This is a genomic window from Pyramidobacter porci (genome assembly GCF_009695745.1).
GTDB lineage: Bacteria > Synergistota > Synergistia > Synergistales > Dethiosulfovibrionaceae > Pyramidobacter > Pyramidobacter porci.
Genome location: NZ_VUNH01000006.1, coordinates 129,203 through 155,626, shown reverse-complemented (window position 1 = coordinate 155,626; position 26,424 = coordinate 129,203). Strand labels below are relative to the sequence as shown.

General features: G+C 57.1%; 30 protein-coding genes. 19 read left to right on the top strand and 11 right to left on the bottom strand.

The features are described 5' to 3' along the window. Positions 1-28: 28 nt before the first annotated feature. The 3 genes from FYJ74_RS06940 to FYJ74_RS06930 all read left to right on the top strand — a co-directional run bounded on the left by FYJ74_RS06940 (position 29) and on the right by FYJ74_RS06930 (position 2,951). Positions 29-727: an RraA family protein gene (locus FYJ74_RS06940; protein WP_154528852.1), complete on the top strand. Its 699-nt coding sequence runs from the start codon at positions 29-31 to the stop codon at positions 725-727. Between the two features lie 32 nt (positions 728-759). Beyond that, the gene (locus FYJ74_RS06935) at positions 760-2,013 is read left to right on the top strand and encodes an SLC13 family permease (protein ID WP_154528851.1); all 1,254 of its coding nucleotides are present in this window, start codon (positions 760-762) and stop codon (positions 2,011-2,013) included. A gap of 92 nt (positions 2,014-2,105) precedes the next feature. Beyond that, the gene (locus tag FYJ74_RS06930; RefSeq protein WP_154528850.1) at positions 2,106-2,951 is read left to right on the top strand and encodes a DUF6282 family protein; all 846 of its coding nucleotides are present in this window, start codon (positions 2,106-2,108) and stop codon (positions 2,949-2,951) included. 91 nt (positions 2,952-3,042) lie between these two features. On the opposite strand, the gene FYJ74_RS06925 is transcribed toward FYJ74_RS06930, so the two are convergent. The 5 genes from FYJ74_RS06925 to FYJ74_RS06905 form a co-directional block, all read right to left on the bottom strand. Beyond that, positions 3,043-3,645, bottom strand: coding sequence for an energy transducer TonB (locus FYJ74_RS06925; RefSeq protein WP_154528849.1), 603 nt, complete (start codon positions 3,643-3,645; stop codon positions 3,043-3,045). 31 nt (positions 3,646-3,676) lie between these two features. Next, on the bottom strand, positions 3,677-4,507 hold the full coding sequence (locus FYJ74_RS06920; RefSeq protein ID WP_154528848.1) for a metal ABC transporter permease: 831 nt from the start codon (positions 4,505-4,507) through the stop codon (positions 3,677-3,679). Beyond that, the gene (locus FYJ74_RS06915) at positions 4,501-5,256 is read right to left on the bottom strand and encodes a metal ABC transporter ATP-binding protein (RefSeq protein WP_154528847.1); all 756 of its coding nucleotides are present in this window, start codon (positions 5,254-5,256) and stop codon (positions 4,501-4,503) included. Before FYJ74_RS06915 ends, FYJ74_RS06920 begins: the two co-directional genes overlap by 7 nt. A gap of 1 nt (position 5,257) precedes the next feature. Beyond that, complete coding sequence (locus FYJ74_RS06910) at positions 5,258-6,301, bottom strand: metal ABC transporter substrate-binding protein (protein ID WP_154528846.1); 1,044 nt, start codon at positions 6,299-6,301, stop codon at positions 5,258-5,260. 74 nt (positions 6,302-6,375) lie between these two features. Next, positions 6,376-6,672, bottom strand: coding sequence for a hypothetical protein (locus FYJ74_RS06905; RefSeq protein WP_154528845.1), 297 nt, complete (start codon positions 6,670-6,672; stop codon positions 6,376-6,378). 310 nt (positions 6,673-6,982) lie between these two features. Here FYJ74_RS06905 and FYJ74_RS06900 point away from each other — a divergent pair, with 310 nt between their 5' ends. The 10 genes from FYJ74_RS06900 to FYJ74_RS06855 all read left to right on the top strand — a co-directional run bounded on the left by FYJ74_RS06900 (position 6,983) and on the right by FYJ74_RS06855 (position 15,307). Continuing rightward, entirely contained in the window at positions 6,983-8,380 is a 1,398-nt protein-coding gene (locus tag FYJ74_RS06900; RefSeq protein ID WP_154528844.1) for an aminotransferase-like domain-containing protein, read from the top strand. A 216-nt stretch (positions 8,381-8,596) separates the two neighbouring features. Then, the gene (locus FYJ74_RS06895; RefSeq protein ID WP_154528843.1) at positions 8,597-9,349 is read left to right on the top strand and encodes a transporter substrate-binding domain-containing protein; all 753 of its coding nucleotides are present in this window, start codon (positions 8,597-8,599) and stop codon (positions 9,347-9,349) included. 222 nt (positions 9,350-9,571) lie between these two features. Further along, the gene (locus FYJ74_RS06890; RefSeq protein WP_195838840.1) at positions 9,572-10,243 is read left to right on the top strand and encodes an RraA family protein; all 672 of its coding nucleotides are present in this window, start codon (positions 9,572-9,574) and stop codon (positions 10,241-10,243) included. A gap of 14 nt (positions 10,244-10,257) precedes the next feature. Continuing rightward, positions 10,258-11,085, top strand: coding sequence for a carbon-nitrogen hydrolase family protein (locus FYJ74_RS06885; protein ID WP_154528841.1), 828 nt, complete (start codon positions 10,258-10,260; stop codon positions 11,083-11,085). 78 nt (positions 11,086-11,163) lie between these two features. After that, positions 11,164-12,156 (top strand): TRAP transporter substrate-binding protein, encoded by a 993-nt coding sequence (locus tag FYJ74_RS06880; protein ID WP_154528840.1) that lies wholly within the window; start codon positions 11,164-11,166, stop codon positions 12,154-12,156. A gap of 92 nt (positions 12,157-12,248) precedes the next feature. Further along, positions 12,249-12,743, top strand: coding sequence for a TRAP transporter small permease (locus FYJ74_RS06875; protein ID WP_154528839.1), 495 nt, complete (start codon positions 12,249-12,251; stop codon positions 12,741-12,743). Next, positions 12,744-14,024: a TRAP transporter large permease gene (locus FYJ74_RS06870; RefSeq protein WP_154528838.1), complete on the top strand. Its 1,281-nt coding sequence runs from the start codon at positions 12,744-12,746 to the stop codon at positions 14,022-14,024. Between the two features lie 255 nt (positions 14,025-14,279). Continuing rightward, on the top strand, positions 14,280-14,426 hold the full coding sequence (locus tag FYJ74_RS06865; protein ID WP_154528837.1) for a hypothetical protein: 147 nt from the start codon (positions 14,280-14,282) through the stop codon (positions 14,424-14,426). 142 nt (positions 14,427-14,568) lie between these two features. Next, positions 14,569-14,820: a nucleotide pyrophosphohydrolase gene (locus FYJ74_RS06860; protein WP_229769394.1), complete on the top strand. Its 252-nt coding sequence runs from the start codon at positions 14,569-14,571 to the stop codon at positions 14,818-14,820. A gap of 118 nt (positions 14,821-14,938) precedes the next feature. Next, on the top strand, positions 14,939-15,307 hold the full coding sequence (locus tag FYJ74_RS06855) for a nuclear transport factor 2 family protein (RefSeq protein WP_326830896.1): 369 nt from the start codon (positions 14,939-14,941) through the stop codon (positions 15,305-15,307). A gap of 94 nt (positions 15,308-15,401) precedes the next feature. Here FYJ74_RS06855 and FYJ74_RS06850 read toward each other — a convergent pair whose 3' ends face one another. After that, positions 15,402-16,430, bottom strand: coding sequence for an aminotransferase class I/II-fold pyridoxal phosphate-dependent enzyme (locus tag FYJ74_RS06850; protein WP_195838839.1), 1,029 nt, complete (start codon positions 16,428-16,430; stop codon positions 15,402-15,404). 421 nt (positions 16,431-16,851) lie between these two features. On the opposite strand from FYJ74_RS06850, the gene FYJ74_RS06845 reads away from it, so the two are divergent. Both FYJ74_RS06845 and FYJ74_RS06840 read left to right on the top strand, forming a co-directional pair. Then, on the top strand, positions 16,852-18,126 hold the full coding sequence (locus FYJ74_RS06845; protein ID WP_154528835.1) for a DNA recombination protein RmuC: 1,275 nt from the start codon (positions 16,852-16,854) through the stop codon (positions 18,124-18,126). A 231-nt stretch (positions 18,127-18,357) separates the two neighbouring features. Continuing rightward, complete coding sequence (locus tag FYJ74_RS06840) at positions 18,358-18,957, top strand: TetR/AcrR family transcriptional regulator (RefSeq protein ID WP_154528834.1); 600 nt, start codon at positions 18,358-18,360, stop codon at positions 18,955-18,957. Between the two features lie 107 nt (positions 18,958-19,064). Here the strand turns inward: FYJ74_RS06840 and FYJ74_RS06835 are convergent, their stop codons facing one another. The 3 genes from FYJ74_RS06835 to FYJ74_RS06825 are packed head-to-tail and all read right to left on the bottom strand — an operon-like array spanning position 19,065 to position 22,122. Further along, complete coding sequence (locus FYJ74_RS06835; protein WP_154528833.1) at positions 19,065-20,687, bottom strand: N-acyl-D-amino-acid deacylase family protein; 1,623 nt, start codon at positions 20,685-20,687, stop codon at positions 19,065-19,067. A 30-nt stretch (positions 20,688-20,717) separates the two neighbouring features. Next, positions 20,718-21,401: a hypothetical protein gene (locus FYJ74_RS06830; RefSeq protein WP_154528832.1), complete on the bottom strand. Its 684-nt coding sequence runs from the start codon at positions 21,399-21,401 to the stop codon at positions 20,718-20,720. Between the two features lie 16 nt (positions 21,402-21,417). After that, the gene (locus FYJ74_RS06825; protein ID WP_154528831.1) at positions 21,418-22,122 is read right to left on the bottom strand and encodes a DUF5058 family protein; all 705 of its coding nucleotides are present in this window, start codon (positions 22,120-22,122) and stop codon (positions 21,418-21,420) included. Between the two features lie 632 nt (positions 22,123-22,754). Between FYJ74_RS06825 and FYJ74_RS11795 the strand changes: the two genes are divergently transcribed. Further along, on the top strand, positions 22,755-23,249 hold the full coding sequence (locus FYJ74_RS11795) for a helix-turn-helix domain-containing protein (RefSeq protein ID WP_229769393.1): 495 nt from the start codon (positions 22,755-22,757) through the stop codon (positions 23,247-23,249). On the opposite strand, the gene FYJ74_RS11790 is transcribed toward FYJ74_RS11795, so the two are convergent. Beyond that, complete coding sequence (locus FYJ74_RS11790) at positions 23,203-23,562, bottom strand: hypothetical protein (RefSeq protein WP_229769392.1); 360 nt, start codon at positions 23,560-23,562, stop codon at positions 23,203-23,205. The two genes, FYJ74_RS11795 and FYJ74_RS11790, sit on opposite strands and share 47 nt — an antisense overlap. Here FYJ74_RS11790 and FYJ74_RS06815 point away from each other — a divergent pair. Together FYJ74_RS06815 and FYJ74_RS12005 are read left to right on the top strand one after the other, a co-directional pair. Continuing rightward, positions 23,449-24,090, top strand: a complete 642-nt coding sequence (locus FYJ74_RS06815; protein WP_326830900.1) for an IS3 family transposase — start codon at positions 23,449-23,451, stop codon at positions 24,088-24,090. The two genes, FYJ74_RS11790 and FYJ74_RS06815, sit on opposite strands and share 114 nt — an antisense overlap. Continuing rightward, on the top strand, positions 24,005-24,196 hold the full coding sequence (locus FYJ74_RS12005) for an IS3 family transposase (protein WP_154528830.1): 192 nt from the start codon (positions 24,005-24,007) through the stop codon (positions 24,194-24,196). The genes FYJ74_RS06815 and FYJ74_RS12005 overlap by 86 nt, the downstream gene beginning before the upstream one ends. A 96-nt stretch (positions 24,197-24,292) precedes the next feature. Here FYJ74_RS12005 and FYJ74_RS06805 read toward each other — a convergent pair whose 3' ends face one another. Next, entirely contained in the window at positions 24,293-25,204 is a 912-nt protein-coding gene (locus FYJ74_RS06805) for a LysR family transcriptional regulator (RefSeq protein ID WP_154528829.1), read from the bottom strand. A gap of 160 nt (positions 25,205-25,364) precedes the next feature. Between FYJ74_RS06805 and FYJ74_RS06800 the strand changes: the two genes are divergently transcribed. After that, positions 25,365-26,357 (top strand): Bug family tripartite tricarboxylate transporter substrate binding protein, encoded by a 993-nt coding sequence (locus FYJ74_RS06800; protein ID WP_154528828.1) that lies wholly within the window; start codon positions 25,365-25,367, stop codon positions 26,355-26,357. Positions 26,358-26,424: the final 67 nt, after the last annotated feature.

Genomic DNA, 26,424 nt, shown 5'->3' with positions numbered 1-26,424 from the left:
TCTCTTATTGAGAAAGGAAGTTTTTCACATGTCCGTAGGATTTCGCGTGTACACCAAAAGGAACCTGCCGCCCCAAGAGCTCGTCGAGGCGTTTCGTCACATCCCCGCCTCCAACATCGCCGATACGATGAACCGCCTCTGCGCCATCCACTCCGACATTCGTCTGATGACAAAACCCGGCGACGGCAACATGGTCGGCGTGGCGCTGACCGTCAAGGGCCGCCCCGGCGACAATCTGATGCTGCACAAGGCGCTGAACATGATCGAACCCGGCGACGTGGTCGTCGTTTCCAACGAGGGCGACCGCAGCCAGTCCCTGATGGGCGAGGTCATGGCCGCCTACGCCAAATCGCGCGGCGTGGCCGGTTTCGTCTTCGACGGGCCGATGCGCGACATCGACAGCCTTTATGACGGCGGCGTGCCGTTCTACGCGACGGGCACCACGCCCGGCGGGCCCTTCAAGGAGGGCCCCGGCGAGATCAACGTTCCCATCGCCTGCGGCGGCATCATGGTCAACCCCGGTGACATCATCGTCGGCGATCCCGACGGCGTGATCGTCATTCCCCGTCAGGATGCCGAAAGGGTGCTGGAAGCGGCGCGAAAGTTCATGGAACAGGATCAAAACAAGCTGAAAGCGGCTCAGGAGGGACACGCCAAGCGCGACTGGGTCGACGAGAAGCTGGAAGAAAAGGGCTGCGAGATCATCGACGACGTGTATCCCGCGTAAATTCGCCAAATAACGCCACAGGAGACTCCATCATGAGCCAAATGGCAATCGCACTGATCATTCTCGCCGCTACGATCGTTCTGTTCATCTGGGAGCCGGTGCCCATTCTCGTCACCGCCATCGGCGCTTCGATCGCTTACGCCTACGCGGGCATTATTCCCGTCGGCGATATCTTCAAGGGCTACAACAGCAACACCATCGTGCTGCTGGCCGGCATGATGATCGTCGGATCGTCGCTGTTCCACACCGGCCTGACTGACATCATCGGCGAAAAGATGGTGAAGATCACGGGAAAAAGCGAGCGCAACATCGTCCTCGCCACGCTGATCGTCTCCTGCGCCCTCAGTTCGGTGTGCAGCAACATCGGCGTTATGACGGCCATGGCCCCGCTGGTCACGGCCATGTGTTTCTCCGCCGGCTGCGGCTCTTCGCGCACGCTGATGGCGCTGCTTTTCGGCGCTCAATTCGGCGGCTTCGTGACGCTGGTCGGCGTCGGTTCCAACGCTTCCGCGGCCAACGCCATGGCCGACCTCGCTCTGACGCCGTTCGGGTTCTTCGGCATCACGCCCTTTGGCCTCGGCATTTGCGTTCTCGGCACGCTGTACTTCACTTTCGTGGGCATGAAGTTCCTGCCCGACACGGGATATGTTCCCGAGTTCGCCAAGGTCGAGAAGAAGCCCTTCGACAAAAACAAGGCCGCCATTGCCTGCATCACCATGGGGGCCTTGTTGGTGGTCATCGCGCTGAGCCCCAAGAAGATGCCCATGCACGTGGCGGCGGTGATCGGCTCGCTGGTTATCATGGGCACCAAGTGCATGACCGTTCGGGAAGCTATTGCCGCCATCGACTGGAACTGCATGCTGCTGGTCGGTTCGTTGACCGCCATTTCCACAGGAGTGCAGAAAAGCGGCGCCGGCGCCGCCATGGCTGAACTGATCCTGCAGATCCTCGGCGAACATCCCAGCACGTTCATGATCACGACGGTGCTCTTCATCGCCGCCGCACTTCTCACTCAGGTGATGTCCAATATTCCCACGATCATGCTGTTTATGCCCATCGGCGTTTCCATCGCCAAAGCGATCAACGTCAGTCCTTATCCCATCTGCATGATCATCACGCTGGCCGGCGCCGCGTCTTACGCCACGCCTTTCGCCGCCCCGCAGAACATGATGACCGTCGGCTGGACGCAGTACCGGTTCGTGGACTACCTCAAAGTAGGACTGCCGATGCTGCTGGTAACCTATCTGGTCATTGTCGCCGTGATCCCTTTCTATCTGCCCTATTAAAAACTGAATTTCCGAAAAAAAAGCGCGCCCTCGGCACGCCCGCTGCGGGCTGTGAGAGCGCGCTTTTTCGCGACGAACTGGAGGCACATCACATGAGAGACTGTCTTCGCGGCGCTTACGAGATGCACGTCCACACTTCGCCCGACGTCACGGCGCGCAAATGCGGCGACCTCGAACTGGCGCGGCGCTTTCGCGGCGCCGGGCTGGCGGGGGCTCTGATCAAATGCCACTACGCCGACACGGCGGCTCGCGCAGCGTTGCTGAACGAGCAATTCGCACAACTGCATTTCGCCGGCGGCGTGACGCTGAACAACTCAGTCGGCGGGCTCAATCCCGAAGCAGTCGCCGCCAGCGGCAAGATGGGCGGCCGAATTGTCTGGTTCCCGACGATGGACTCACGCAGCTATCAGGAATTCCGCAAGCAAAACGGAACGTCCGGCGTGGATTCGAGCGGGTGCATTGACGTCCTTGACGGTCGGGGAAACTTGATTCCCGAAGCGCTCGCGGTGCTGGAAACGGCCAAGCGATATAAAATGCTGGTCGGCACGGGGCATGTCAGCGCCGCGGAAGGACTGGCGCTGGTACGTGCCGGCGCAAAGGTGGGCTGTCAGGTGATCCTGACGCACGCCGACAATCCTGCCGACGTTTACACGACGGACCAGCAGCGCGAGGCCGCGGCGTTGGGGGCGATCGTCGAACACTGCTACTTCACGACCTATTACAAACGCACGCCCATCGAAACGATCGCCGCGCAGATCTGGGCCGTCGGCGTGGAACGGGTGATCCTTTCCACCGATTTCGGACAACCGCAATCGCCCTATTCCGACGAGGGACTTTCACAATATGCGGATCTGCTCGCGGCGCAGGGCTTCAGCAACGCCGAACTGGGCATGATGTTCCGCGACACGCCGGCTCGTCTGCTCGGCTTTGAGCGCTGAGCCGTAAAAAAACGCGGCGCGCCACGAAAAACGGAAGCCTGTCCCTTGCTCAAAGAGCAAGGGACAGGCTCCCGTTCTTTTACAGCGTCGCTCAGTCGCGCACGGTCGCTTTGCCGACTTTGGGCATCTTTTCGACGGTGATGGCCTCGATGTAGTAAAAAGGCTCCATCGTGCCCTTTTCGAAGACGGAGGGCACGCTGCCCTCGCGCAGGATGCCGCGAACTTTGACCCACGACTTTTCGGACTGGAGCTGCGACAGGTCGCGGTCGTACTTGAACTCGAAGTTCACGTAGCCGCCCGTGCAGAACGGGCAGATCGGCCCTTTGCGCCCCACGTAGGTGAAGCCGTCGAAGTCCATGTAAAAGCCCTCGATCTCCACCGACTTGCCCGCGTATTTGTCGAAGTTCAGGAACCAGTCGTTGATCTGGGTCATGTAGAGGCGGTTGCCGACGACGATATCGATTTTGCGCGCGTCGAAGGCGGCGCGGTCCTTCTCGATGTCGTGCGGATAATTGTAAAGCGAGATGTCCGGTCCCTCGAGGATCAGCATCCCCGCCTGGGCGTCGATCTCTGCCAGATAGTCTTCCAGTTTCTCCGCTTCCTCTTCCGGCAGAGGCGCGGCGGCGAAAAGGGCCGACGCGAGCAGCGCCAACAGAAACGCCCCAAGCGCGCTTTTTCCTCCGAATTTCATCATTTCTTTCATCGTCCTTTTCAGCCCGCCTGCGTCACTGCGGCCGCCGGAACCCGTGAAAGTGCGAGCCGGCGACGGCGGCGGCGAAAAGCGCCATGTTGACGATCACGATGCACGATCCGGTAGGAATCGAATACAGATAGGAAAGGAACATGCCCGTGAAAAAGCAGCCGACCGAGATCGCCGCCGACAGCAGCACCGTGCTCCTGAAACGGCGGCAGATCCGCATCGCCGTCAGCGACGGGAAAACGATCAGGCTGGAGATCAGCAGCGTTCCCATCATGCGCATTCCCAAAACGACCGTCACGGACGTGAGCAGGGCGATGATCATGTTGTAGCGCCCCGTGCGGATCCCCGCCGCCTGCGCGAACGTCTCGTCGAAGGTGACGGCGAAGATGCGGTTGTAAAACAGAACGTAGAGCAGCAGCACCGCCGCGCTCAGCGCCGACGAAAGGATCACGTCGGAACGGCTCATGGCGAGAATGCTGCCGAACATGTAATTGCACACGTCCACGTTCATTCCCGTCGAAAGCGAGACCGCCGCCACCCCGACCGCCAACGCGCCGCTGCACAGCACGGCCGTCGCCGAATCGCCGCGGATGCGCGAGCTGCTCTTGATCTGCAGCAGCAGAAAGGCCGCCACGATGCAGGCCGGGATCGCCAGGCTCAGCGGCGCGAGGTCAAGCGCTTTCGCCAGAGCCAGCGCCGCGAAGGCCACGTGGGCCAGCCCGTCGCCGATCATCGAATAGCGCTTCAGAACCAGGCTGGTCCCCAGCAGCGAAGCGCAGAGCGAGACCAGGCAGCCGACGATCAGCGCGTTGATCACGAAAGGATAGGACAACATCTGCAAAAGTTCGCTCAGCATAACTTCGCCCCGCCCTCTTTCGCAGCCGCACCGCTCAAGACGCGGAACGGGCCGCCGTCGATAAAACGGCGGCCGGCCGCGCTTTGCGAGTATTCCTCGACGGAGCCGAAGAACAACTGGCGGCCGTTGAGGTGAAGGATCTGCCGGGCGCAGCGCAGAGCGCTCTGCACGTCGTGAGTGATCATGACGATCGTCATGCCCTGCTCGCGGTTCAGCTCGTTCAGGATCTGGTACATTTCGTCCTGCATGCGGGGATCCAGCCCCGCCGCCGGTTCGTCCAGCAGCAGGAGCGAACGCGTGGCGCACAGGGCTCGGGCCAGCAGCACCCGGCGCTGCTGCCCGCCGGAAAGATCGCGGAAACATTTCTTTCTGAAATCCTGCATCCGCACCAACCGCAGCTTCGCCTCGGCTTCCCGACGGTCGCCCCTGCCGAAAAAGGGACGCAGGCCGCAGCGCCGCAGCTGGCCCGACAACACCACTTCCTCGACGCTGGCGGGAAAATCTTTCTGCACCGCCGTCTGTTGGGGAAGATATCCGATGCCTCCCGCGCGCGCTTCTGCGCCCACTTCCACCGAACCGCCGACCGGCTTGACGAGCCCCAGCAGTCCCTGCATCAGCGTGCTCTTGCCGGCGCCGTTCTCGCCGACAATGCAGAGGTAGCCGCCGACGGCAACCTCAAAGCTGACGTCCTCCAGAACCTTTCTGCCGTCGTAGGCGAAGCTCGCATTACGGCACGCGAGGAGGCTCATTTTAGTTCAGCGCCTCTTTGAGGACGTTCAGATTGTGGCGCATCAGATCAAGGTAGGTGATTCCCTTTTCGAAATCCTCGGCGCTGACGTTGTGCACCGCGTTCAGCAGCCGTACCTGGGCCCCCGTGGCGTCGGCGATGGCGCGGGCCATCTGGCCGTTCGACAGCTCGATGTGGAACACGACGGGGATCCCGTCCCGCTTCACCTTGTCGATCAGGAAAGCGACCGTCTCGGGATTCGGCTCCGTCTCGGTCGAGCAGCCGGGGAACGCGGCGTAGTACTTCAGGCCGAATTCGCGGCAGAAATACAGGAAGGGGAATCGGTCGCCGACGATGATCTCGCGGCGCTTCGAGCCGTCGATCAGCTCGCGGAAGTCTTTGTCCAGACGGCGCAGCTGCTCAAGATACGCGGCGGCGCGGCTGGCGTACCGGGCCTTGTTCTCGGGATCCAGCCCAGCAATCACTTCGCTGAGTTTCTTCACGATCTGGATCGCGTTTTCGGGCGCCGTCCACACGTGCTCGTCCAGCTCCGGCTCCTCGCCGTCGTGGTGATGATGGGCCTCTTCCCCGGCGTCATGATCGTTCCCATGGTCACAGTCGGGACCGTGGTCATGATGAGCATGCTCGTGATCATTGTCGCCATCGTGGTCGTGATCGTGGTCGTGCTGCATGCCCTCGACGATCTCTTCAGGCACAGTCTCCACCAAGTCCATCAGCTTCACGACATGGGGGCCTTTGTCCTTGTCGAAAGAGGCGAGCACCTTGTCGACCCAGGCGTCGGAGTCGCCGCCGACGTAAACGAACAGCCCGCAGTTCTGCAGGTCGAGAATGTCTTTTACCGTCGGGTCGAAGCTGTGGCTTTCCATGCCCGGGCGCAGCAGCATCTTCACGTTGGCCGCGTCGCCCGTGATCTGGCGGACAAAATCGTACTCGGCGAAGTTGGAACAAATGACGCTGAGTTTTTCAGCGTTCGCCGCCGGAGCGGCAAAAGCGGCGCCGCCGGCGAAGATCATCGCGGCGCACAGAGCGAAAATTTTTTTCTTCATAATAAGGGATCTCTCCAATTTCATTCAAAAATTTAACTTGCAAACCGACACACGCATGAAGAAACGCGCGCCGTCTAATTGGAGAGCTTGACCTTCAGAGCCACCAGCGTCACATTTTCGCGCCGGAGACTCTTCCTCTGCACGGAAGCGCAGGCCGCGCCGGCATACCGCGCGGCGTAAAAGTACGCGGCCGCCGCGCCGACGGCGAAGCCCGCCAGCGCCTTGACGCACTCGTCCATCTGCGCGCAGACGGGGCAGCCGTGCCCGTGGCAGTCGTGAACGGCCTCGATGAACAGATACGCCACCGAGCAGAGCACCGAAAGGGCCAGGAAAAGACAGACCGCGAGGTTCAATATTCTTTTTTTCTTCATGCCTGCCTCTCCTCCAGTCCGAAAAAATCGCCGACGTTTGCCGCCGGCGGCTCCGGGCGTTCGTCCAGCCCTTATCTTTTCATTATACAAAGCCGGATTAGCTCTGTCAAACTCGCTTGTTTTACATGAAACGGCAGGCCTCCCCGCACGCTGCCTTCGGCACGGCGCCGGCCGATAAAAAACGCGCGGCGAAAGCGCGAAATACGCGGCTCTTCATCGTGCGTCGGATAAATTATAACACCGCGGTCAACCCGCTTTCCGCGAAAACAACAAAAACAAAACGCGAAATGGCGGAGGCTCTCGTCTATAATTGAACGGCGAGGTGACGATCATGCCCTACAATTCCTTCGACGACTATCCGATGAGCTGGCGGCCGAAGCTGGACCGCAGCGAACGTGCGCTCTATCTGACGCTGGCGCGCACGCTCGAGGACGATATCGCCTCCGGCGCCCTCAAGCCCGGCACGCGTCTGCCGCCGCAGCGCGAGCTGGCCGACTTTCTCGACGTCAACGTCAGCACCGTGGCCAAGGCGTTCAAGCTCTGCGAGCTCAAGGGGCTGCTCTCCGCCACCGTCGGCAGCGGCACGTTCGTGGCGTACAGCGCGCTCACCGACAAACGGTTTCTCGAGCGTGCCGAAGGAACGCACGTCATCGACATGGGCAGCGTCCAGCCGGAGGACTCGGCCAACGCCGCGCTGCTGGACATGGCCCGCTCGCTCTTCCGCAGCGACGAGGCCGCTGCGCTGTTCAGCTTCCACGCCCAGGGCGAGGACGAGTGGCAGAAGGACGCCGCCGTCACGTTCATGCGCCTGTGCGGACACGAGGCGCACCGCGAACAGATCCTGTTCGCCAACGGCGCCCAGAACGCGATCTCGGCCGTCTTCGCCTCACTGTTCCGCCGCGGCGAAAAGATCGCCGTGGACGACCACACGTATCCCGGCGTCAAGTCGGCCGCCGCCATGTTCGGCGTCAAACTCGTCCCTGTCAGAAGCGGCGAACAGGGCATGGAACCGGCTGACCTCGAACGTCTCTGCCGCAGCGAAAAGATCCACGGAGTCTATCTGATCTCCGCCTGCCACAACCCCACCACCGCCACGCTGCCGGAAGACCGCCGCCGCGAGATCGCCGCCGTTTTGCGCGCCTACGGCGCGCTGCTGATCGAGGACGGTACCAACCAGCTCATGCAGCGCGGCGTGCCCTCCGTGTCGAGCTTCGCGCCGGAACGCAGTATCTACATCGCCACGATGTCGAAAGTGATCGCGCCGGGCTTGCGCGCCGCCTGCGCGGCCGTGCCCGACGCCTGTAAAGAAGCCGTCGCCGGTGCGCTGTACAGCCTGAACGTCGGCGTCGTGCCGATGATGGCCGAACTGGCGGCCCGCGTCATCGCCTCCGGCCAGTTCGAGCGTATCGTCGCCGCGCACCGGCGGCACACCGGCGAGCGCAGCCGCCTCGTACGCGCGTTCCTCCCCGACGAAATATGCCGCGGCGGCGATGCCGACATTTTCCGCTGGCTGACGCTGCCCGAACGGTTCACGAGCGTCCAGTTCGAACAGGCGGCTCTGGCGCGGGGCGTCCGCGTTGCCGCCGCCGAACGCTTCGCCGTCGGCAAAACATTGCCTGCCCGTGCCGTGCGCGTCGCCTTCTGCACGCCGCCGCGCGACCAACTCGAAAAAGGGCTGAGCGTCCTCGCCGAACTGATCGCCGATTGATCGGTCAAAAACGAATTTGTTCGCCATACAATTTTATTATTGCATGGCGATTTTTTTTGCTCTATAATACGGTTTGCAATGAAAGACCGTTTCCGCGCCGGCGGTGCGGCGAACGGAATCCGGCTGCCGACTGTCGCGGGATGAAAATGTTCCACGTGGAACATTCTGCTACGGAAGGATCGCCAGTGCCGGCCATTTTCAAGGAGGCAATTAAGAATGAAATTTTTCGGAAAAACTGTCGCCGCGCTCGTGGCGCTCGTGACCGCACCGCTGGCGGCCCGCGCCGACCTGCGCGTGGCCACCGCCAGCACCTACCCGCCCTATGAGTTCCTCAACGAAAAAGGCGAACTGGACGGCTTCGACAAAGATTTGATGGAAGAGATCGGCCGCCGCCTCGGCGAAAAGATCGTCTGGCTCGACACGGGCCATTACGATATGGTCATCCCCTCGCTGGTCACCGACCGCGCCGACGTCATCGCCGCCGGCATGAGTGCCACGCCCATCCGCGCCAAGCGCGTGCTCTTCTCCACTCCCTACGTGCCCACTATGGCCTCCTTCGTCACCGCGCCCGGCGTCGCCGTGAAAAAGCTCGAGGACCTGCGCGGCCTGCGCGGCTGCGTCCCCGTCGGCACCACGCAGGACGTTTTCCTCACGCCGCTGGCGGGCGAACTCGGCTTTCAGATCAAGAACTTCGCCAAAATCGAAGAGTGCCTATGGGACATCGTCACCGGCCGCAGCGATTTCACCCTCATGGACGTGCCCGTGGCCGACAAGATCCTCGAACTGCCCAGCTTCCAGGGCAAGGCCGTGCGCGGCTACACCTTCCAGCTCACCGGCGCCGGCAAAGCGCTGGCCGTCAACCTCGGCAACACAGAGCTGAAAAACAAACTCGACCGCGCCATCGCCGCCCTGGAAGCCGACGGCACCCTCCCCGCCCTGCGCGGGAAGTGGAAGCTGGGGAAAAAGTAATTCGCGCGCCACAATCCGCTTTATAAAGACCGAGTCCCCCGAACCGATCGAAGTTCGGGGGACTCGATTTTTATTGGAGTAATCATTATCAATTCAAAATCCGGAATCAATCAACAATATTGACATCACATGAGTATTGTTTACAATGTTATCTATATTAGCGCAAGGCTGGTTTTTCTGTTCGCGTTCTGTTTATTCTCAATAAAAGGAGACGTATCGTCAATGATCATCAATCCCAACGTTGTCACGCTGTCCAATGAGGAACTTGCCGCCATCGAGGAGGCCGAGCCGGCGACAATCGGGCACTTCCGTAATTTCGGTTTTAACAATGCGCCGCTTTTTATCTCCCTTCCGGGCAAAAGGTTCACCGGGCGCGCCGTGACCGTCAGGCTGGCGTCCAATGATTCCACCCTGCTGCACAAAGTCACCGAAATGGTCGGCCCCGGCGACGTGCTTGTGATCGACCGCGCCGGAGATCAGCAGTACGCCGCTTTGGGCGGAGTGGTTTCCTGGGCGCTGCACGTCAGCGGTGTAGAAGGAGTCATCGTCGACGGAGCCGCCACAGACATCGAAGAGATCCGCGAGATGGGACTGGCCGTATTATATCGCCGCCTGTCAGCCATCACCACGCGCCTGTTCGGTCTTGACGGCGAGATCAATACGACTGTCAGTTGCTGCGGCGTGACGATCAATCCAGGCGACATCATCGTGGCCGACGAAAACGGTTTCGTGGCGCTTCCCGCCGACGAGGCCGCGGCTGTTTGCAAGAAAGCCATCGAGATTCAGAACGCCGAGCCCGGCAAAAAGAATCGCATTGCCAAGGGCGAACATATGGCTGACGTAACCCGCGCCGGCGCTCTGATCAAAGAATATTTCGAGAAAAACGCCAAATAAGGAGAGGACCGACCATGAGCAAATTTTTAATGGGCGTGCTGCAGATCGACTCGCAGGCCGACAAGAAAGCCAATCTTGACAAGGTCGGCTGTTTGGTCGACGAGGCGGCGTCTCATGGCGCGCAGTTCGTCGCCATGGCGGAGAATATTCACTACTGCGGACCCAAAGACGGCGTTTTTGCCAGCGCCGAACCGATTCCCGGGGCGATGAGCGCATTCTTCGCCGCCAAGGCCAAGCAGCACAGGATCTGGCTGCACTGCGGCAGTATCGGCGAAGTCATTCCCGGCGAGAGCAAGCTCTACAACACGACGCTGCTTTACAATCCTCGGGGCGAGCTGGCCGCCCGTTATGAGAAGATCCACATGTACGACGTGGAGATCAAGAACGGACCTTCCACGCGCGAGTCGGACACGAAAAAACCGGGGCATAAGATCGTCGTCGCCGACACCGAGTTCTGCAAAGTAGGGCTGTCGATCTGCTACGACATGCGCTTCCCCGAAATGTACCGCATCATGGCCCTTCAAGGCGCGAAGGTGATGTTCGTGCCAGCCAACTACACGCTGTTCACGGGCAAGGACCACTGGGAATGCATCCTCAAAACCCGCGCCATCGAGAATCAATGCTATGTGGTCGCTCCCGCTCAGATCGGCAAGAAGCCGGCGTTCCAGGCTTACGGCCGTTCCATGATCATCAATCCCTGGGGCGTCACGGTCGCCTGCGCCGAAGATCGCGAGACGATCATCTACGCCGAGATCGACCCCGATTATGTAAATCAGATCCGCGAACAGCTGCCCAGCCTCAAAAACCGGCAGCCGGGCGCTTACGTATGGCCGGCTGAGTGATTTCCACCGAAGGTCCTTTCTCTGTCACTGAACACAGCGAACCATTCGCGGTGAATTTCGAACAAGGAGAGTATTCTGATGTTGAAACGTATCGCCCTGTTCCTGCTTTGCGTCTGTGCCGCCATGAACTCCGTTCCTTCCGAAGCCGTGACGAAACTTCGCCTCGGCAACAAGATGATCGAGGATCACTACGAAAGCCAGGCTTTGAAAACGATGGCCGAGAACGTAAAGACTCGTACCGGCGGCGAAGTGGAGATTCAATGCTACTTCGGCGAAGTTCTCGGCGACAACAAGAAACAGATCGAGAACATGGTCCGCGGCGTACAGGATTTCTACGCCGACGGCTACGGCTACTACGATATGTACTCGCCCCTCGTGCGCGTGTCCTCGCTGCCCTACTTGTTTCGCGACAACGAGCACTACCGGCGTTTTCTGCTCAGCGACGTCGAGAAAGAAATCGAGGAGCCGCTGCTCAAGAAAGCGGGACTTCGCGTCGTCGACAGAAAGCGCAACTGGCTGCGCGGTCCTTTCAGGGTCATCGCCTCGCGCAAACCGATCCGCTCGCTGGAAGACCTTCAGGGACTGAAACTGCGCATGAACTCCAACCCCACCAGCGTCAAGGCCTGGGAAGCCCTTGGCTGCGCCGTCACCGTCATCCCTTATTCAGAGACGTATCTCGCCCTCAAACAGGGCACAGTGGACGCCGTCACGTGCCCGGTCGTCGACGCCTATTTTCAAAAGTTCTGCGAAGTCGCGCCTTACCTGACCGTCACGAACGAATACCCTCAGCAGGTCGCCGTGGTCATGAACGACCGTAAATTCCAGCGACTGACAGCGGAACAGCAGGAAATCCTTCTCGACGAAATCGACAAAGCCGGCGATTACGTGACCGAACAGGCCAACAAACGTAGCGCCGAAATCATCGAGCTCATGAAGAAAGAATACAACGTCGAGATCATCGAAGTCGATCTCGCCCCATGGAGAGCGAAGATGGACAGCTTCCTCGAAGAACTCGAGAACAGCAATTACATCCCCAAAGGATTTGCCGAACGTATCCGCGCCATCCGGTAAGTTCGCGTTCCCGTCTGCCCGATGCGGAGCGGAGTGTCCCTGACACACTGCTCCGCATTTTAAAGAGAATCTTTTGAGAGAGGGAGATCCCTGTGGCTAAAAAGATCGCAAGAATCATCGACTGGATTCTCGCCCTGAACGGCTGCCTCATGATCGCAACGGCCACGCTCCAGATCGTTTCACGCATGATGGGGCGTCCTGTCGCGTGGACGGTGGAACTGCTGACGTTTTTGGGTTTGTTCTCCATCATTCCCGGCGTCGCCTCGCATTTCCTCAAGAACACCGAGACCCGTGTCGGCATTATCGTGGATTATCTTCCCCGTACGCTGCGGCATCTTACCGAATTTGCCATTAACGCCGTCTGCGTCGTTTTCGGCTTTATCCTGCTGTACGCCACATACGACTATACCGGTCTGGTCGGTATGGGGACGCCCGAACAGTACCTTCCTTTCCCGCCCGAGACCAACCTGCTGCCCGTCTATCTGCTGAGTTTCGCCGTCATTTGGAACGGCCTGTACAACCTGCACCGCATCGCCGTCGGTAAAATCGAAAAATCCGGTTCTGCGCCCGAAGGAGGAGGGCGGTAAATGGTATCCGCCGGTCTTATTTCAACGCTGATCATCATGCTGTTCCTCAAAGCGCCGGTCATTGTCGCCATGGGTACGTCGGTCGCCGTGGGCTGTTGGCTGGGGGATCTGCCGCTGTACTTAATCGCGCAGGGAATCATCGACGGCTCCATGTCCTGGAGCCTTCTGTCCATTTTCTTCTTCATGATGGCCGGCAACATCATGGGCGTCTGCGGCGTCGCCGATCAGATCTTCAATTTCGCCAATGCCTGCGTGGGGCACTGGCCGGGCGGCTTGGCGCACGTCAACTGCCTGTGTTCCATGGTCTTCGCCGGGATTTCCGGCGCAGCCGCCGCTGACTGCGCCGCGCTCGGGCCGATCGAGATCAAGTCCATGACCGACAAGGGATATAACTTGAGATACAGCACGGGCATCACGCTGGCGTCGTCCATGGTCGGCCCGATCATCCCGCCCAGCGTGTTCTTCATCATGTTCGGCGTCGTTACCAACACGTCCATCGCCAAGCTGTTCATCGCCGGCATTGTTCCCGGCGTCGTCATCAGCCTGGCGCTGATGCTTGTCTGCGTGCGCATCTCCATCAAACGGCCCGATATTTTTCCGCGCGGCAGCTACACCTCTATGAAAGAACGCTGGCATATCTTCAAGAAGTCGGTCTGGTCGCTGCTGGCTCCCGTCATTATCGTTATCGGCATGACATCCGGTTCCGTCAGCCCCACCGAAGCCGGCGTCGTGGCCGTGCTTTACTCGCTGCTGCTGGGCGTCGTTTACCGTACGCTGAACTGGAATGCGCTGTGGAACGCCGTCAGAGATTCGATGATCATGGCTGCTTCGAGCCTGATTCTGTTCGGCTTCGCCTCCACCATGTCCTACATCCTCACCATGGAGATGCTGCCCACCAAGTTGGCGACGCTGATTCTCAGCCTGACGCAGAACAAGTACCTTGTGCTTATCTTGATCGATCTGCTGCTTCTCGTTTTGGGCTGTTTCATGTCCGCTTCCAGCGCCATGATCCTGCTCACGCCCATCCTTCTGCCGCTGATGGAAAAACTCGGCGTCAGCACGATCCAGCTGGGAGTACTGATGTGCTTCGCTCTCACTATCGGCATCGCCACTCCGCCTGTCGGCATGGGGTTGTATATTCTCGCAGACATTACGCATCAGAAGATCGAAGAGGTTTTCGAAGGCTTCATGCCTTTCTTCCCCGCGCTGGTCGTCATGCTCATCGTGCTGACGCTGGTGCCGCAGATTTCCACTTGGTTGCCCAATCTGCTGATGCCCTAGTATTATATTGCTCGATCGAAAGCCCGTTTTCTCAACGTGGCACTTTCTTTGAACGGTTACGAGTGACATTATCGCTGAACACGATAGTGCCTCTTGCGGAAAAACAAATCTGTGGTAGAATACTATGATAATGCTATGAGCATTGAAGAACCGCCCCCGGTCGAAAGCGTTCGGCTACGGGAACGCAGATATTTCGGGCGGCGGCACAGCAGTACCGTAACAGGTAACGGAAATATGGAGGTTAGCAACAGAAATATGTCGTACAATGAAAGACTGAGAAAAGCGTCAAAGTATTGCAAGAGCAACGGCAGCTACCGAGTGATCGCCGGCTGCGGCGAGAAGAAGATTCTGCTCGTCCGCAACGCCACCGGTTACGTCAGAACCGCCCTGCTCGGCGAGTAACCTTTCCCCCGCGTGGGGAAAAGGCTCTGCGACCTTTCAGCGCCTCGATCCCTCGGGATCGGGGCGTTTTTTATGGAGCAAAAGACCGTCTTGTCAAAACGGCGTCTCTCGTATAAAAATAAAGCGTCACGGAGGTGAAAACATGACGGACAACGACAGCCTGCGCGCTTTGAGCGACTGGCTGCGCAGTTTCTGCGCAGAACGCGACTGGGACCAGTTTCACAGTCCCAAAGACCTGGCCATCGGCATCGCCACTGAGGCCGGCGAGCTGCTGGAGATCTTCCGCTTCATGAGCGCAAAGCAGCAGGCGGCGCTGCTGGCCGGAGGCGAAACGCGCGAGCACATCGAGGACGAGCTGGCCGACGTGTTCTTCTTCGTGCTGCGCTTCGCGTAGATGAACGGCATCGACCTCGGCCGCGCGCTGGAACGCAAAATGGCGAAAAACGCGCGCAAATACCCGGCGGACCAGTGCCGCGGCGACAACCGCAAACGGTGAAAGCGAGGCGGTCCACGTGGAAATACGCGATTTCTGGAAGGCGACGCTGAGGCAGGACGCCGCCGCCATGCGGAGGTTCTTCGCGCCCGGCGCCCGCGTGCGCTGGCACAACACGAACGAAGCCTTCAGCGCCGAAGAGTTCGTCGAGGTCAACTGCGAATATCCCGGCGCGTGGGACGGCGAAGTGGAACGGGTCGAGAGGAGCGGCGAGCTGATCGTCACGGCAGTCCGCGTCTTCGCCGCGGGAGGCGGCCCGTCCTTTCACGTCGTCTCCTTCTTCCACGTGCGGGACGGCAAAATCGTCTCCCTCGACGAGTACTGGGGCGACGACGGCGCGGTGCCGCAGTGGCGGCTGGACAAAAAAATCGGCAGAGCCATAAAATGATTCCCGTTCCGCCTTGAACTCGTGCGGGCCATAAAATACGGCGCGGCCGCCTGCCGGAAATTTCTTCCGGCAGGCGGCCGCGCTTTTTCTCGAATCACGCTTTCGTTCTCGGCATCAGGATCTCGCGCGCGGCTTTGATGAAACGGTCGGTCTCGATGGGGACGCGCAGCCCGAGCGTGAAGTGCCGCTCGTCGATGCAGGGGGGGATGAGGATGGAACGTCGGCGCAGCTGAGCGGCCAGCTCGGGGGCGGTGATGTCGTCGCGTTCGAGGCGGCAGAGCACCCAGTTGGCGTCGCTGGGCAGCGGCCGCAGGCCGGAGATGCGGCGCAGGCGCCCGATCAGGCGCGGCATCAGGCGCGTGACCACGTCGACCGTGCTGGAACGGAAGGGCATGATGCGTTCGAGCGCCGGCGCGAGGTAATGGGCAAGCGGGCTGAGCGCGGGCGCGAACTGGCGGGCGCGCAGGGCGGAGATCCAGCCTTCGCCGCCGACGGCGTAGCAGAGCGGGCAGAGGGCGAGCGCCAGCGAATCGGTGAAGGAGCGGATCAGCGCGGCGCGCGGTTCGCGGCGCACGCCCGACCACAGCGAGTTGGTGATGCTGCCGTAGGTGAAGTCGACGGCCCGTTCGTCGAGAATCAGCCAGCCGCCGCGCCCCAGCCAGCGGTCGAGTTCCGACAGCAGCTCGGCGGGCGGCATGAGCGCGGCGGACGGGAAGGCGGGATTGCCGAGGACGAGCAGGTCGCAGCCGTCCAGCGCTTCGGCCAGCGCGCCGCGGGGAATGCGGTAATTGTGCTTGAGCGGCAGCGCGAAACTTTTCACGTCCAGGCCGCAGCGTTTCAGGACGCGCTCGTACGAACGCGGACACGGCACGGGCAGCAGCGCGCGGCGCGCTCCGCCGGCGCTGGCGGCGAGCAGCGCGATCAGCTCTTCTTCGCGCTGCGAGACGGCGATCTGTCCGCTCTGCACGCCGTGGCGCAGCGCGATGGTCTGGCGCAGCGCGGTGAAGTCCGGGTCGACGGGCGCGGCGCACTGTTCGCGAATGGCGGCCGTCAGCGCCGTTTTGATGGCTTCCGGCGTGCCGAGCGGATTGGCCCGCACGCTGAAATCGAGAATTTTGACCACGACGCACCTCCTCTGCCAGCGAATTTTGTTCAGTATACCTCAAAATCCGGCGGATGAAAATCGACGCTGCGGAACAAAACGCAGGCGGAGTTCCTTCTCGCGGCAGTGATCACCGCCTGCCTGACGCGGAGAGAGAGATCCACACAGCGGGCCGGGCGGACTGCGCGGCAGTCGAGGCAGTCCCGAGCGACTGCCCCCCGCAACGCCCAGAAAACTATGTTAATACTTTCTATCGAGAATTTATAAGAGGCCGCTTCGGTCGTTTTTCCGAGGCGGCTTCTTGTTTTTCTCATCCCGTCGCCAATGGCGCCCTCGACGGCTGGACAAATATGTCAACAAACAACAGTCTATGGAAACTGATATTTTATTTCTGTGTTACAATGAGGAAAAGAACGTCATCTTTACGAAATCGGGAGAACGCATGGAAAACTATCTGCCCTGGATCACGGCGGTCTGCTCGCTGGGAGCGGCGGCCGCCTGCGTCGCCTTTATCTTCATCCAGAAACGCGGCCGCATCGCCACGGAAGACCTGCTCATGGAACTGCTCCAGCAGGAACTGTCCGACCAGAGCGAGGAGGCGCTGCGGCGAAATTCGGAAATGCGCCGCGAGCTGAACGAAACGCTGCGCGCCAGCTCGATGAGCCTCACCGAGTCGGTGCGCGCCATCGGCGACCTACAGGCCGACCGCATCGAGCGGCTGGAAAAGCGCAGCGGCGACCTCAACGCCGCCGTGGACAAGCGCCTCGAATCGCTGCGGACCGACCTGCTGGGCCTGCGTCAGGAAAATCAGACGCAGCTGGAAAAAATCCGCGCCGGCGTGGAAGAACGCCTGCAGGAAACCATCGACAAGCGCCTGGGCAGCTCCTTCGCGCTCGTGCAGCGCCAGCTCGAAGCCGTGCAAAAAGGGCTGGGCGAGATGCGCAGCCTGGCCGGCAGCGTCGGCGACCTCAAGCGCGTGCTCACCAACGTCAAGGTGCGCGGTTCCTGGGGCGAGGTGCAGCTGCGCGCCATCCTCGAACAGATCCTCTCGCCCGAGCAGTACGCCGCCAACGTGGCGATCCGCCCCGATTCGCAGGAGCGCGTCGAGTACGCCGTGCGCCTGCCCGGCGGCGAGGACGGCGCGCCGCCCGTGTGGCTGCCGATCGACAGCAAATTCCCGCTGGAAGATTATCACCGCCTCTGCGACGCCTCGCAGTGCGGCGACGAACAGGCCGCTGGCACGGCGCGCGCAGGCCTGCTCAAAGTGCTCGAAAGCGAGGCGAAAGACGTCTGCGAGAAGTATATCGCGCCGCCGCACAGCACCGACTTCGCCCTGATCTTCCTGCCCATCGAAGGGCTGTACGCCGAAGTACTGCGCGATCCCGCCGCGGCCGAACGCCTGCAGCGCAAGTACCGCGTCGTCGTCGCCGGCCCCGCCACGCTGGCGGCCCTGCTCAGCAGCCTGCGCATGGGCTTCCGTACGCTGGCGATCCAGCAGCGCAGCGGCGAAGTGTGGGAACTCCTCGCCTCCGTGCGCGGCGAGTTCGGCAAATTCGGCGAAGCCCTCGACAAAGCGAGGCGCCAGCTCAACGCCGCCGCCTCGTCCATCGAAGAGACCGGCCGCCGCACCCGCGTCCTGCGCCGCCGCCTCGACGCCGTGGAACACCTCGTAGAACTCGCGCCGCCGGAAAACGACGGTGTCGACGAAGAAGCATGAGAGCGTTGCAGAGGAACATTCTTCAAAAACAGCTGGCGGTCGATTGTTGGACGTGTCCTCTAAATTGAAAAAAAAGATAATTTCAGAATCCCCGTAAAAGCAAGAGCCGGCTCCCCTTGGTCTATGAAGATGAGAACCGCCTCATTGACCTCTATGGACAGAAGATAATGTGCTAAAATAAACGACTGTTGGCGTGAAATTCATCAAATAAATGTAAAGGGGCAAGCAAAAATGCCATATGAACGTCATACCCGAGAGGAACGCCGAAACGAGATCCTGCTTGGGGCGCTGGAAGTGTTTTTGCAAAAAGGATATCGCGATACAACGATGGAGGATATCATAAAAAATACATCTCTTTCCAAGGGCGGCTTTTACCATTATTATAAAAATAAAGAGAATATCCTCATTGATCTGATTCGTATGAAAAATTTTAACTATTTATACGGGAAACTCAAAGTCCGTCCCCGTGCGACAAAGGACGAAGTTTGCCGTCAATTAGCCCGCGTTTTTGTCGATAGAATGATGGATCAAACATCACAAAGCAAGCTTTTTCTGATGATGGCGATGGAGCTGGCAAACGATACTCAGGCATTTTATGACTTGTATTACGAGGTAGAAGACGAAGCAATTCAATTGATCGTTAGCGCAATCAAGTTGGTTGCCCCTCATTTTGATGAAGACAAGAAAATGAGCGAGCTGATGTTGTTATACCGCGTCAATAATACGCTGCATTTCGTAAGCAATCTTTACGTGCAGAAAGAAGGTTGGAATGTCAGCGCTAACTTGCTTTTTGATCTATATTATGAGATGTTCAAGAAGTTGATCGTTTAAACGATATTTACTTAGAGGCATCCTGCATTCAAGCGGGATGCCTCTCGTTTTTTCTCAAGAAAAATCAGCGGTAAGCGGCGGCGCGAAGTGCGGCAGTTATAGAAGAATCAATCCTTTCGGTGGGCTTTGCCCTTACGCAGTAGTAGGGCGCCTCCTAAGTCAACGATCTGTTTATCTTTATATCCCAACACGCCGTTAACAAAAACATATTCAATGCCGGCAGCCAGTTCCTTGGGTTTTTCCAAAGTCGCCGTATCGATGACCGTATCAGGATTGAAGACCGTGATATCAGCTGCGTACCCGGGGAAAAGCAAGCCGCGGTCTTTGAGCCCGAGTCGACAGGCGGGAAGCGAAGTCATACGGCGTACAGCCTCTTCCATGCTCATCAACTTGCGGTCACGTGCATAATGCCCAAGAACTTTGGGGAAAGTGCCAAATATACGCGGATGGTTGCCGCCGCCATGTAGATGAGTTGTCAGCGCATCAGTTACAGGCGCCATAAAAGGATAGCGCAGAGCTGTCTCGATATCTTCTTCACAGCCAAAGTCCAACAACATCAACACTCCAAAACCTTCGTCGCAAAGAATGTCACATACAACATCGATACTGCCGCAGCCTCGATCTCTTGCTATCTGCGCAATGCTTTTGCCCTGTAAGGACATGTTTTTCTGTTTGGCAACGGCGCCGATATGGATCCCCTCAAAGCCGCACCACTGATATACGCTTTCCCAGCCAGAACCAAGAATGCCGTTTTGCATGTCGTTGAGAATACGCGGACGCTGCGATTTGTCAGCCAGGATTTCGATCGCTTGAGACGTGCTGTTACCGCGAACCCACGGCGGAAGAAGAGCCTCCAGATTGAAGCTGGCGTAAGTGTACGGATACATATCAACTCCTGTGTCGCATCCCATTTGCCGAGATTCGTCGATCATTCGCAGAGAAGCTGTCAACTTTCCCCAGTTGATCTTGCCGCTCGCTTTATGGTGAGCAACTTGAGCGCGTACGCCAGTCTTTTTAGCAATAAGCAACGTCTCTGCCACGGCGTCGAGCATGGCATTGCTTTCGCTGCGAAGATGGGTCTCGTATATGCCGCCGTATTCCGCGACAACACTGCACAGAGCGAGCAATTCAGGAGTATCTGCAAAATTGGAAGGAGATTGGACGCCTGCTGTAGAAAATCCAAAGACTCCTGCCTCCAGGCTCTCACGGAGCAACGCCATCATTTTTTTGAGCTCTGCTTCCGTTGGCGGCCTGTCCTCAAAGCCCATTGCCATGGTGCGGATTGCGTTATGTCCTTGGAGAGTGCCGATATTAGTGACATGTTTGCTCTTTTTTAGCACATCAAGGAATTCAGCCATCGAATTCCAGTCATATTTCAAACCATGGACGCCAAGCAGCGGGTTGTTCATGTTTTCGATAGGAGCGCGTGTGATGTCATCTACGGGCGCAGGTGACAAAGCGCAGAGCCCGCCTATTTCTGTTGTTACGCCCTGTGAGATTTTGCAGTTGTCATCGGGTTTTACAAGGTATGTCAATTCTGTATGCGTATGCATGTCGATGAAGCCGGGAGCCACGGCCAATCCCGAAACGTCGATAACCTTTGCCGCGCTTTCGGTAATGTCGCGGCTGATTTCAGCGATACGACCATCCTTGATGCCGACGTCGCTGTAATACCATGGATTGTTTGTGCCGTCCATAATTTTGCCATGTCTCAAGATATAATCGTACATTTGGTGCCTCTCCTTTCAGAGCCTTGGGTATCAGTCATGTCTAGGGGGCTGGCGGTTGTGCGTTTTAATGCCGGCAAAAATTGTCAAAAAGATACACAAAGGGATTGCTATATAAACGGGCAGGAACGAACTCTTTACGCAAACACAACCGATGATTAGCGCGAACGCTGCGATCTTAAAATTCTTAGGGGCAAACTGCCCGAAGACGCCGCCAAAGACCGCAGGTAGAATGTAAGCAAATGCGTTCTTTACGGATACCGGGCAAGCTGCAATGATTTGTGCTCCGGCAAACGCTCCGACAAACATAACGATCATATTGACAATAATTGATATTCCTACGCCAAGGACCGAGATCACGGAACCAGCCATAGTACCTTCTTCTACTTCAGCCGCAGATTGGGCCATTATGGAACAGGGGACCCGCATGTTGGAAATATTTCCTGAAAGAAACCCCATATACGTTCCAGGAATGCCTAAGATTGGAAAATATGAGATAGGTTCGACGAACCAAAATACGGCAGAGAAACCGAGTATGGTTGCTAAAGACGAATGTACGACCGCACTTATTGGAGGAATTGCATTCCAAAACACCGCCAAGTAGACAGCTGGAGAAAATGCGAGGATACAGGCTAAAATATTGGTGAAACGGCCCCATCGAATGATCGGATTGATTAATTCGTTTTCGTAAATCGCTTTTGTGTTGTCGCTCCCCATCGTTCACACCTCCCGGCTAAGCCCCGATAACAGCAATAAACATGCCAGTCACCATGGCGATTCCAAGTGACCATTCGCCAATCCATTTTTTATTTGTTGACTTTGCAAGATGCGAAAGAGCGATCATGCAAATTGCCGCTGCAAGTGCAGCGACCGATGAACGGCTTAGTACCACCGTATACCGGGCCACGTTGTAGCCAAAAGCTCCCAAGATGGCGCAAATCGTAAAAATAGGCAATAAGCTCTCTTTCCCCCCTACTAGCGCCATACGGGCTTTTTCGAGCTTATGCGTAAAAAGTCCTGTAACAATGAGCCAACCGGAAGAACCCAAGCCCATGACCCACACGATACAGGCAAGAACCGTGAGAGTAAATTTGCCATCTCCCATAACTACTCCGAGCTCTGTCATCGCATTGGAAGCCGCTAAGCCTTCAAACATAATGGCGCCGATGACTGATAGACGCATCCAGGCAATCGCGCTACCTACCGTTGCGATTAATCCTACTAAGGCCACCAATATGGCAAACGCCGGGCCGATCGAGGTAATAGCGCCGCTGCGTAGACCACGAAGCATTTGTTCTTTGCTTACGCCGATTTTTGGTCCAATATCCCATGCTTTTTTCATAAATATAAATACCTGAACGAGCATGACGGCAATAATCGGACAACATGCCAACCATAACCCCAATGAATTTGAAACTGCGAAAGTATTGCTATTCAAGATACTATCCCCCTTCTTTTTCGATCATGGATGAGCGGCAGCCAACAATGAGTCGCGCTATTTCCCTCCTTCCTACTTTTTTGACAGGCTTGCTTTAACGTTAGTTCTCTGCTGTGCTGTATAAAAGTGAGGCTGTATATCGACGAATTCGTCTATTGTGCAAATTATAAAATGCATTTTTTACTGTATCAATATTACAAAATGAAGAATTCTGCGAGAGATTTGGAAATGTTTGGCGTAGCGATAAAAGCAAGTAAATAACGGGTTAAATATAATATTCATGCTGCGTCGATTGGTTTTTAAGAAATACGATTAAAATGAGAATGAATCGACGATATTGTCTATTCATGAATGCCGGAATTTCTCCTGCTTTCCACAAAACTGTCTTTCTTCGAGACGCCTTACGATGTTTTTTTGTTCTGTGTTGGCGGGGAAATCGCTTTGGTGTCATAATACTGCCTGCAGTGGACCGTAGAAGTGACGGCGTAAGTCCGGTCGCTTTTGTGACTTGTTGTTATTTTGCTTGCGGGTGGCGTTCGCGGTCACGCAGAATCATCTCCGCCCCAAAAGTGCCCGTTCTCCTCTTTGATATGTACCCTCTTTACAGGACACTCAGTAAGGAGGGTATTTTTATGCGCTACAGTTACGAATACAAAAGGAAATGTGTGCAGTTACATCGTCAAGGTAAATGGGCGAAGCCCCCTGATGGGATTTCAACGCAGAACTTTCATAATACGATCCGTAAATGGGCAAGGATTGAAGATGCTCACGGAACCTTAGCTTTACAACATCCCGCCCATAATAAGGCATGGTCTGCGGAAGAAAAACTCGAACTGGTTTCACGGGTTTTAGCGGGTGAATCAAACAAGTCCGTTGCCTGTAAAGCGGGAATCAGTGATGGGATGCTCTACAACTGGGTACGCAGATACAAGACAGAGGGCTATAATGGACTGATAGGTAAAAAGAAAGCCAGAAAGCAAAAGGACCAATCCATGAAGAAAAATATGAACATCGATCGTCCCAGACCTCTTGTAGAGTCAGAACGTGAAGAACTGATCCGATTAAGAGCCGAGAATGCCTCTAGCAAAGCGGAGAATGAAGTAATAAAAAAAAAGAGATCGCCTTGAGAGAAGAAAAGGAAGCTGCGCGACTCAAGGCGAAAAAGCAGCGATCATCAAAGAACTCAAGAGAAAAGGATATCAAAAGGATATCAGTTGAAATATCTTTTGAAGGCCATGGGAATGGCAAGGTCCACTTATTACTTTTTACTTTGAGATCGGCAGAACCGATGGAGTTGCGGAAAAGAATGCCGACCTCAGCTGTGAAATCCGGAAGATTTTTGAGCATCATCATGGCAGATATGGTGTCAGAAGAGTCCATCGTGAGTTGTTGAACCAAGGATACACCGTGAACCATAAACGCGTCCAGAGACTGATGCATTGTATGGAACTGCGGGGAAAACGACCTAGAGAAAAGTATCATTCCTACCAAGGCAAAGTAGGAAAGATCGCGCCCAACATCATCGACAGAGACTTTGAGACGACGGCGCCGCTTCAGAAATGGACTACCGATGTGACACAATTCAGCTTCCCATTTGGAAAATGTTATCTTTCACCGATCCTGGATATGCACACGAATGAGATCGTCTCCTATGATCTCTCGCCGAGTCCCAATCTCACGCAGATAAAGCGCATGCTTCATCGAGCATTCAGAAAGTTCCCACACACCGAGGGACTTATCATGCATTTTGATCAGGGATGGCAATATCAGCATGCACAGTATCAGCATGAATTGAAAGCCCATGGCATTATCCAGTCGATGTCAAGGAAAGGCAATTGCTACGATAACTGTATTATGGAGACGTTCTTCGGGAGACTGAAGAATGAGATGTATTATGGCTGTGAGAAAGAATATCCATCCTTTACGTCTTTCTCAAAGGCCATTAAAAATTACATCCACGGCCATTAAAAATTACATCCACTACTACAACAAAGAGCGGATCCAGATCAAAACAAAATGGATGCCTCCTGTAAAATACAGGATAGCATCCATATCTCGCTCGTCCGAGCAGTAATCAATGTGTCCAAGATTCTGGGTACATATCATTCTCCCCCTCGTCCGAAAGGCTTTTTGTCTTCAACGCGCGATTTCATACGGTTTTCGGCGCGGACTACATCGTATGATACTGACACTTGCTGCGGGCGATGTCGAAAAGGTCGCGCATATAGCTGGAAAGCCGCAGTTTTTTCCGATAACAGAAGTAGAAATGCCGCTCGAAGCCGTGGCAGCGCAGCGGATAGCATTTGGTCAGCGTCTCCACGCGCGTGTCTCCCTGAATGTAGCCGTAAGGACAGACCATGACGGCGTTGAGCTGCGCGGTGACCAACTTGGCGGCTTCCATGTTGAACAATTCGAGCAGCACGCGCGGCTCGAACTGGCACAGCTGAGCGAGATGGTTCTGGATGGTGCGCACGCTGTGACCGGGGGTGAGGTTGACGAAGTTTTCCTCCCGGGCCTCGCTCAGTTCGATTTCGGTCCCCTGGCCGATGCGGCGGGAGATGGCCGTTTGCTTGGAGGCCATGAGGACGATCTGTTCGTTTTCCAGCAGGCGGTATTCCAGGTCGTTCTGCTTCGACGCAGTGGTGATGAAAGCCACGTCGCAGCCGCCCTTGCTGAGCAGCTCCTCGAGGCGGACGGAAGGCAATTCCTTCAGCTCGACGGTAACGAGCGGGTAGCGAGCGAGAAATGAGGGCAGGATCTGCGGCAGCAGGGAGATGCTGCGCTGCGCCGAAATGCCGATGCGCAGCGTGGCGCGGTGATCGTTTTTCATTTCGGCGATCTCGCTGAGGAAATTCCGCTCGGCCGTCATGATCTCGCGCATGCTTTCGACGTAACGTTGGCCGGCGTAGGTCAGCGTCAGCTGCTTGGCGCGGCGGTCAAAGATCGGCAGCCCCAGTTCGTCCTCCACGGCTTTGACGGTCTGCGACAGCGACGGCTGGGAAATGAGGAGTTTTTTCGCGGCCGCCGTGATGCTGCCCGCCTCGAGAATTGCCATGATGTAAGAAGCGTGTTTCAAATTCAATCGTGCCGCCTCCTTGAAATGTATACTGTATAAATATCTTTGACCATAATTGTGACCTTATGGGCGCATAAAACTTTTAGTATTGGTATTTTCCCTAAAAAAGTTGAATAATAAAATCAGCGTCATTAAACTCAATCTTGTTTATGAGGAGGAATTGCAAGTGAAAAAGTTCGTGTATGCGCTGCTGGCCGTATCCCTGCTCGGCGTCGCGGCCGTTTCCGCGGGGGCCGAAGAGTGGAAGTTCACCCGCAAGATCGACGTAGTCTGCCCCTGGGGCGTCGGCGGCGGCGCTGACAGCACGATCCGTCCCATGGCCAAACTGCTCAAGGACATTCTCGGAGTCGAAGTCGAGGTCGTCAACGTTTCCGGCGGCTCGGGCGTCAACGGCGTGGAATACACCTACAAGCAGCCCGCCGACGGCTACACCTTCATGTTGGGAACGCAGAGCCTGATCATGCAGGATCTGCAGGGCGCCACTTCGATGAACTTCCGCTCCGAGTTCATCCCCGTCGCCAAACTGGTCCACTCCATCAACATCATCGCCGGCTCCAAGAAAGCCATGGATCAGAAGGGCTATCACAGCTTTTCCGAGATGATCAAGTACGCCAAGGAGCATCCGTTCGAGATCAACGTGGGCATGCTCACCGCCACGGGCGCCGACGGCGCTTCGCTGCGCCAGACGCTGGCCGGGCTTGACGTCAACGAGGTGCCCTACTCCGGCGGTTCCGAGATGAACTCCGCGCTGGTGGGCGGCCACATCGACATGATGATCACCGGCACCGACGAGATCGCCGGCCTGATCCAGGCGGGCGACATCGTGCCGTTGTGCGCCATCTGCGAGAAGCGCATGAAGCTCTACCCCGACATGGAGTGCACGGGCGAGCTGGGCATCGATTCCTTCATCGGCACGTGGCGCGGCATTTTCGCCAAGGCCGGCACGCCTCAGCCGGCAATCGACGCTCTGGTCGCCGCCATTGAAAAGGCCGTTCAGACCAAGGAATGGCAGGATTTTCTCGTTTCCGGCGCGTATGACGAGCGCCCCGGCTTCGCCGCGCCCCAAGAGTTCGCCGAGCTGTTCGAGAACGAGTACAAGACCTTCACCGAGTATCTGAAGTCCGAGGAAGTTTTGAAGAAGGATTACTACGCCAAGTAGTTCCTCCTGCGCACAGTGACCACAAGAGGGGGGCCGAATTTCCGCTCCCCTTTTTTCTTTGCGACTC

Coding starts and splice junctions, on each gene's coding strand:
- FYJ74_RS06940 (WP_154528852.1), top strand. CDS start 29: ATGTCCGTAGGATTTCGCGTGTACACCAAAAGGAACCTGCCGCCCCAA.
- FYJ74_RS06935 (WP_154528851.1), top strand. CDS start 760: ATGAGCCAAATGGCAATCGCACTGATCATTCTCGCCGCTACGATCGTT.
- FYJ74_RS06930 (WP_154528850.1), top strand. CDS start 2,106: ATGAGAGACTGTCTTCGCGGCGCTTACGAGATGCACGTCCACACTTCG.
- FYJ74_RS06925 (WP_154528849.1), bottom strand. CDS start 3,645: ATGATGAAATTCGGAGGAAAAAGCGCGCTTGGGGCGTTTCTGTTGGCG.
- FYJ74_RS06920 (WP_154528848.1), bottom strand. CDS start 4,507: ATGCTGAGCGAACTTTTGCAGATGTTGTCCTATCCTTTCGTGATCAAC.
- FYJ74_RS06915 (WP_154528847.1), bottom strand. CDS start 5,256: ATGAGCCTCCTCGCGTGCCGTAATGCGAGCTTCGCCTACGACGGCAGA.
- FYJ74_RS06910 (WP_154528846.1), bottom strand. CDS start 6,301: ATGAAGAAAAAAATTTTCGCTCTGTGCGCCGCGATGATCTTCGCCGGC.
- FYJ74_RS06905 (WP_154528845.1), bottom strand. CDS start 6,672: ATGAAGAAAAAAAGAATATTGAACCTCGCGGTCTGTCTTTTCCTGGCC.
- FYJ74_RS06895 (WP_154528843.1), top strand. CDS start 8,597: ATGAAATTTTTCGGAAAAACTGTCGCCGCGCTCGTGGCGCTCGTGACC.
- FYJ74_RS06890 (WP_195838840.1), top strand. CDS start 9,572: ATGATCATCAATCCCAACGTTGTCACGCTGTCCAATGAGGAACTTGCC.
- FYJ74_RS06885 (WP_154528841.1), top strand. CDS start 10,258: ATGAGCAAATTTTTAATGGGCGTGCTGCAGATCGACTCGCAGGCCGAC.
- FYJ74_RS06880 (WP_154528840.1), top strand. CDS start 11,164: ATGTTGAAACGTATCGCCCTGTTCCTGCTTTGCGTCTGTGCCGCCATG.
- FYJ74_RS06870 (WP_154528838.1), top strand. CDS start 12,744: ATGGTATCCGCCGGTCTTATTTCAACGCTGATCATCATGCTGTTCCTC.
- FYJ74_RS06865 (WP_154528837.1), top strand. CDS start 14,280: ATGTCGTACAATGAAAGACTGAGAAAAGCGTCAAAGTATTGCAAGAGC.
- FYJ74_RS06860 (WP_229769394.1), top strand. CDS start 14,569: ATGACGGACAACGACAGCCTGCGCGCTTTGAGCGACTGGCTGCGCAGT.
- FYJ74_RS06845 (WP_154528835.1), top strand. CDS start 16,852: ATGGAAAACTATCTGCCCTGGATCACGGCGGTCTGCTCGCTGGGAGCG.
- FYJ74_RS06840 (WP_154528834.1), top strand. CDS start 18,358: ATGCCATATGAACGTCATACCCGAGAGGAACGCCGAAACGAGATCCTG.
- FYJ74_RS06835 (WP_154528833.1), bottom strand. CDS start 20,687: ATGTACGATTATATCTTGAGACATGGCAAAATTATGGACGGCACAAAC.
- FYJ74_RS06830 (WP_154528832.1), bottom strand. CDS start 21,401: ATGGGGAGCGACAACACAAAAGCGATTTACGAAAACGAATTAATCAAT.
- FYJ74_RS11795 (WP_229769393.1), top strand. CDS start 22,755: ATGCGCTACAGTTACGAATACAAAAGGAAATGTGTGCAGTTACATCGT.
- FYJ74_RS11790 (WP_229769392.1), bottom strand. CDS start 23,562: ATGCATCAGTCTCTGGACGCGTTTATGGTTCACGGTGTATCCTTGGTT.
- FYJ74_RS12005 (WP_154528830.1), top strand. CDS start 24,005: ATGAGATGTATTATGGCTGTGAGAAAGAATATCCATCCTTTACGTCTT.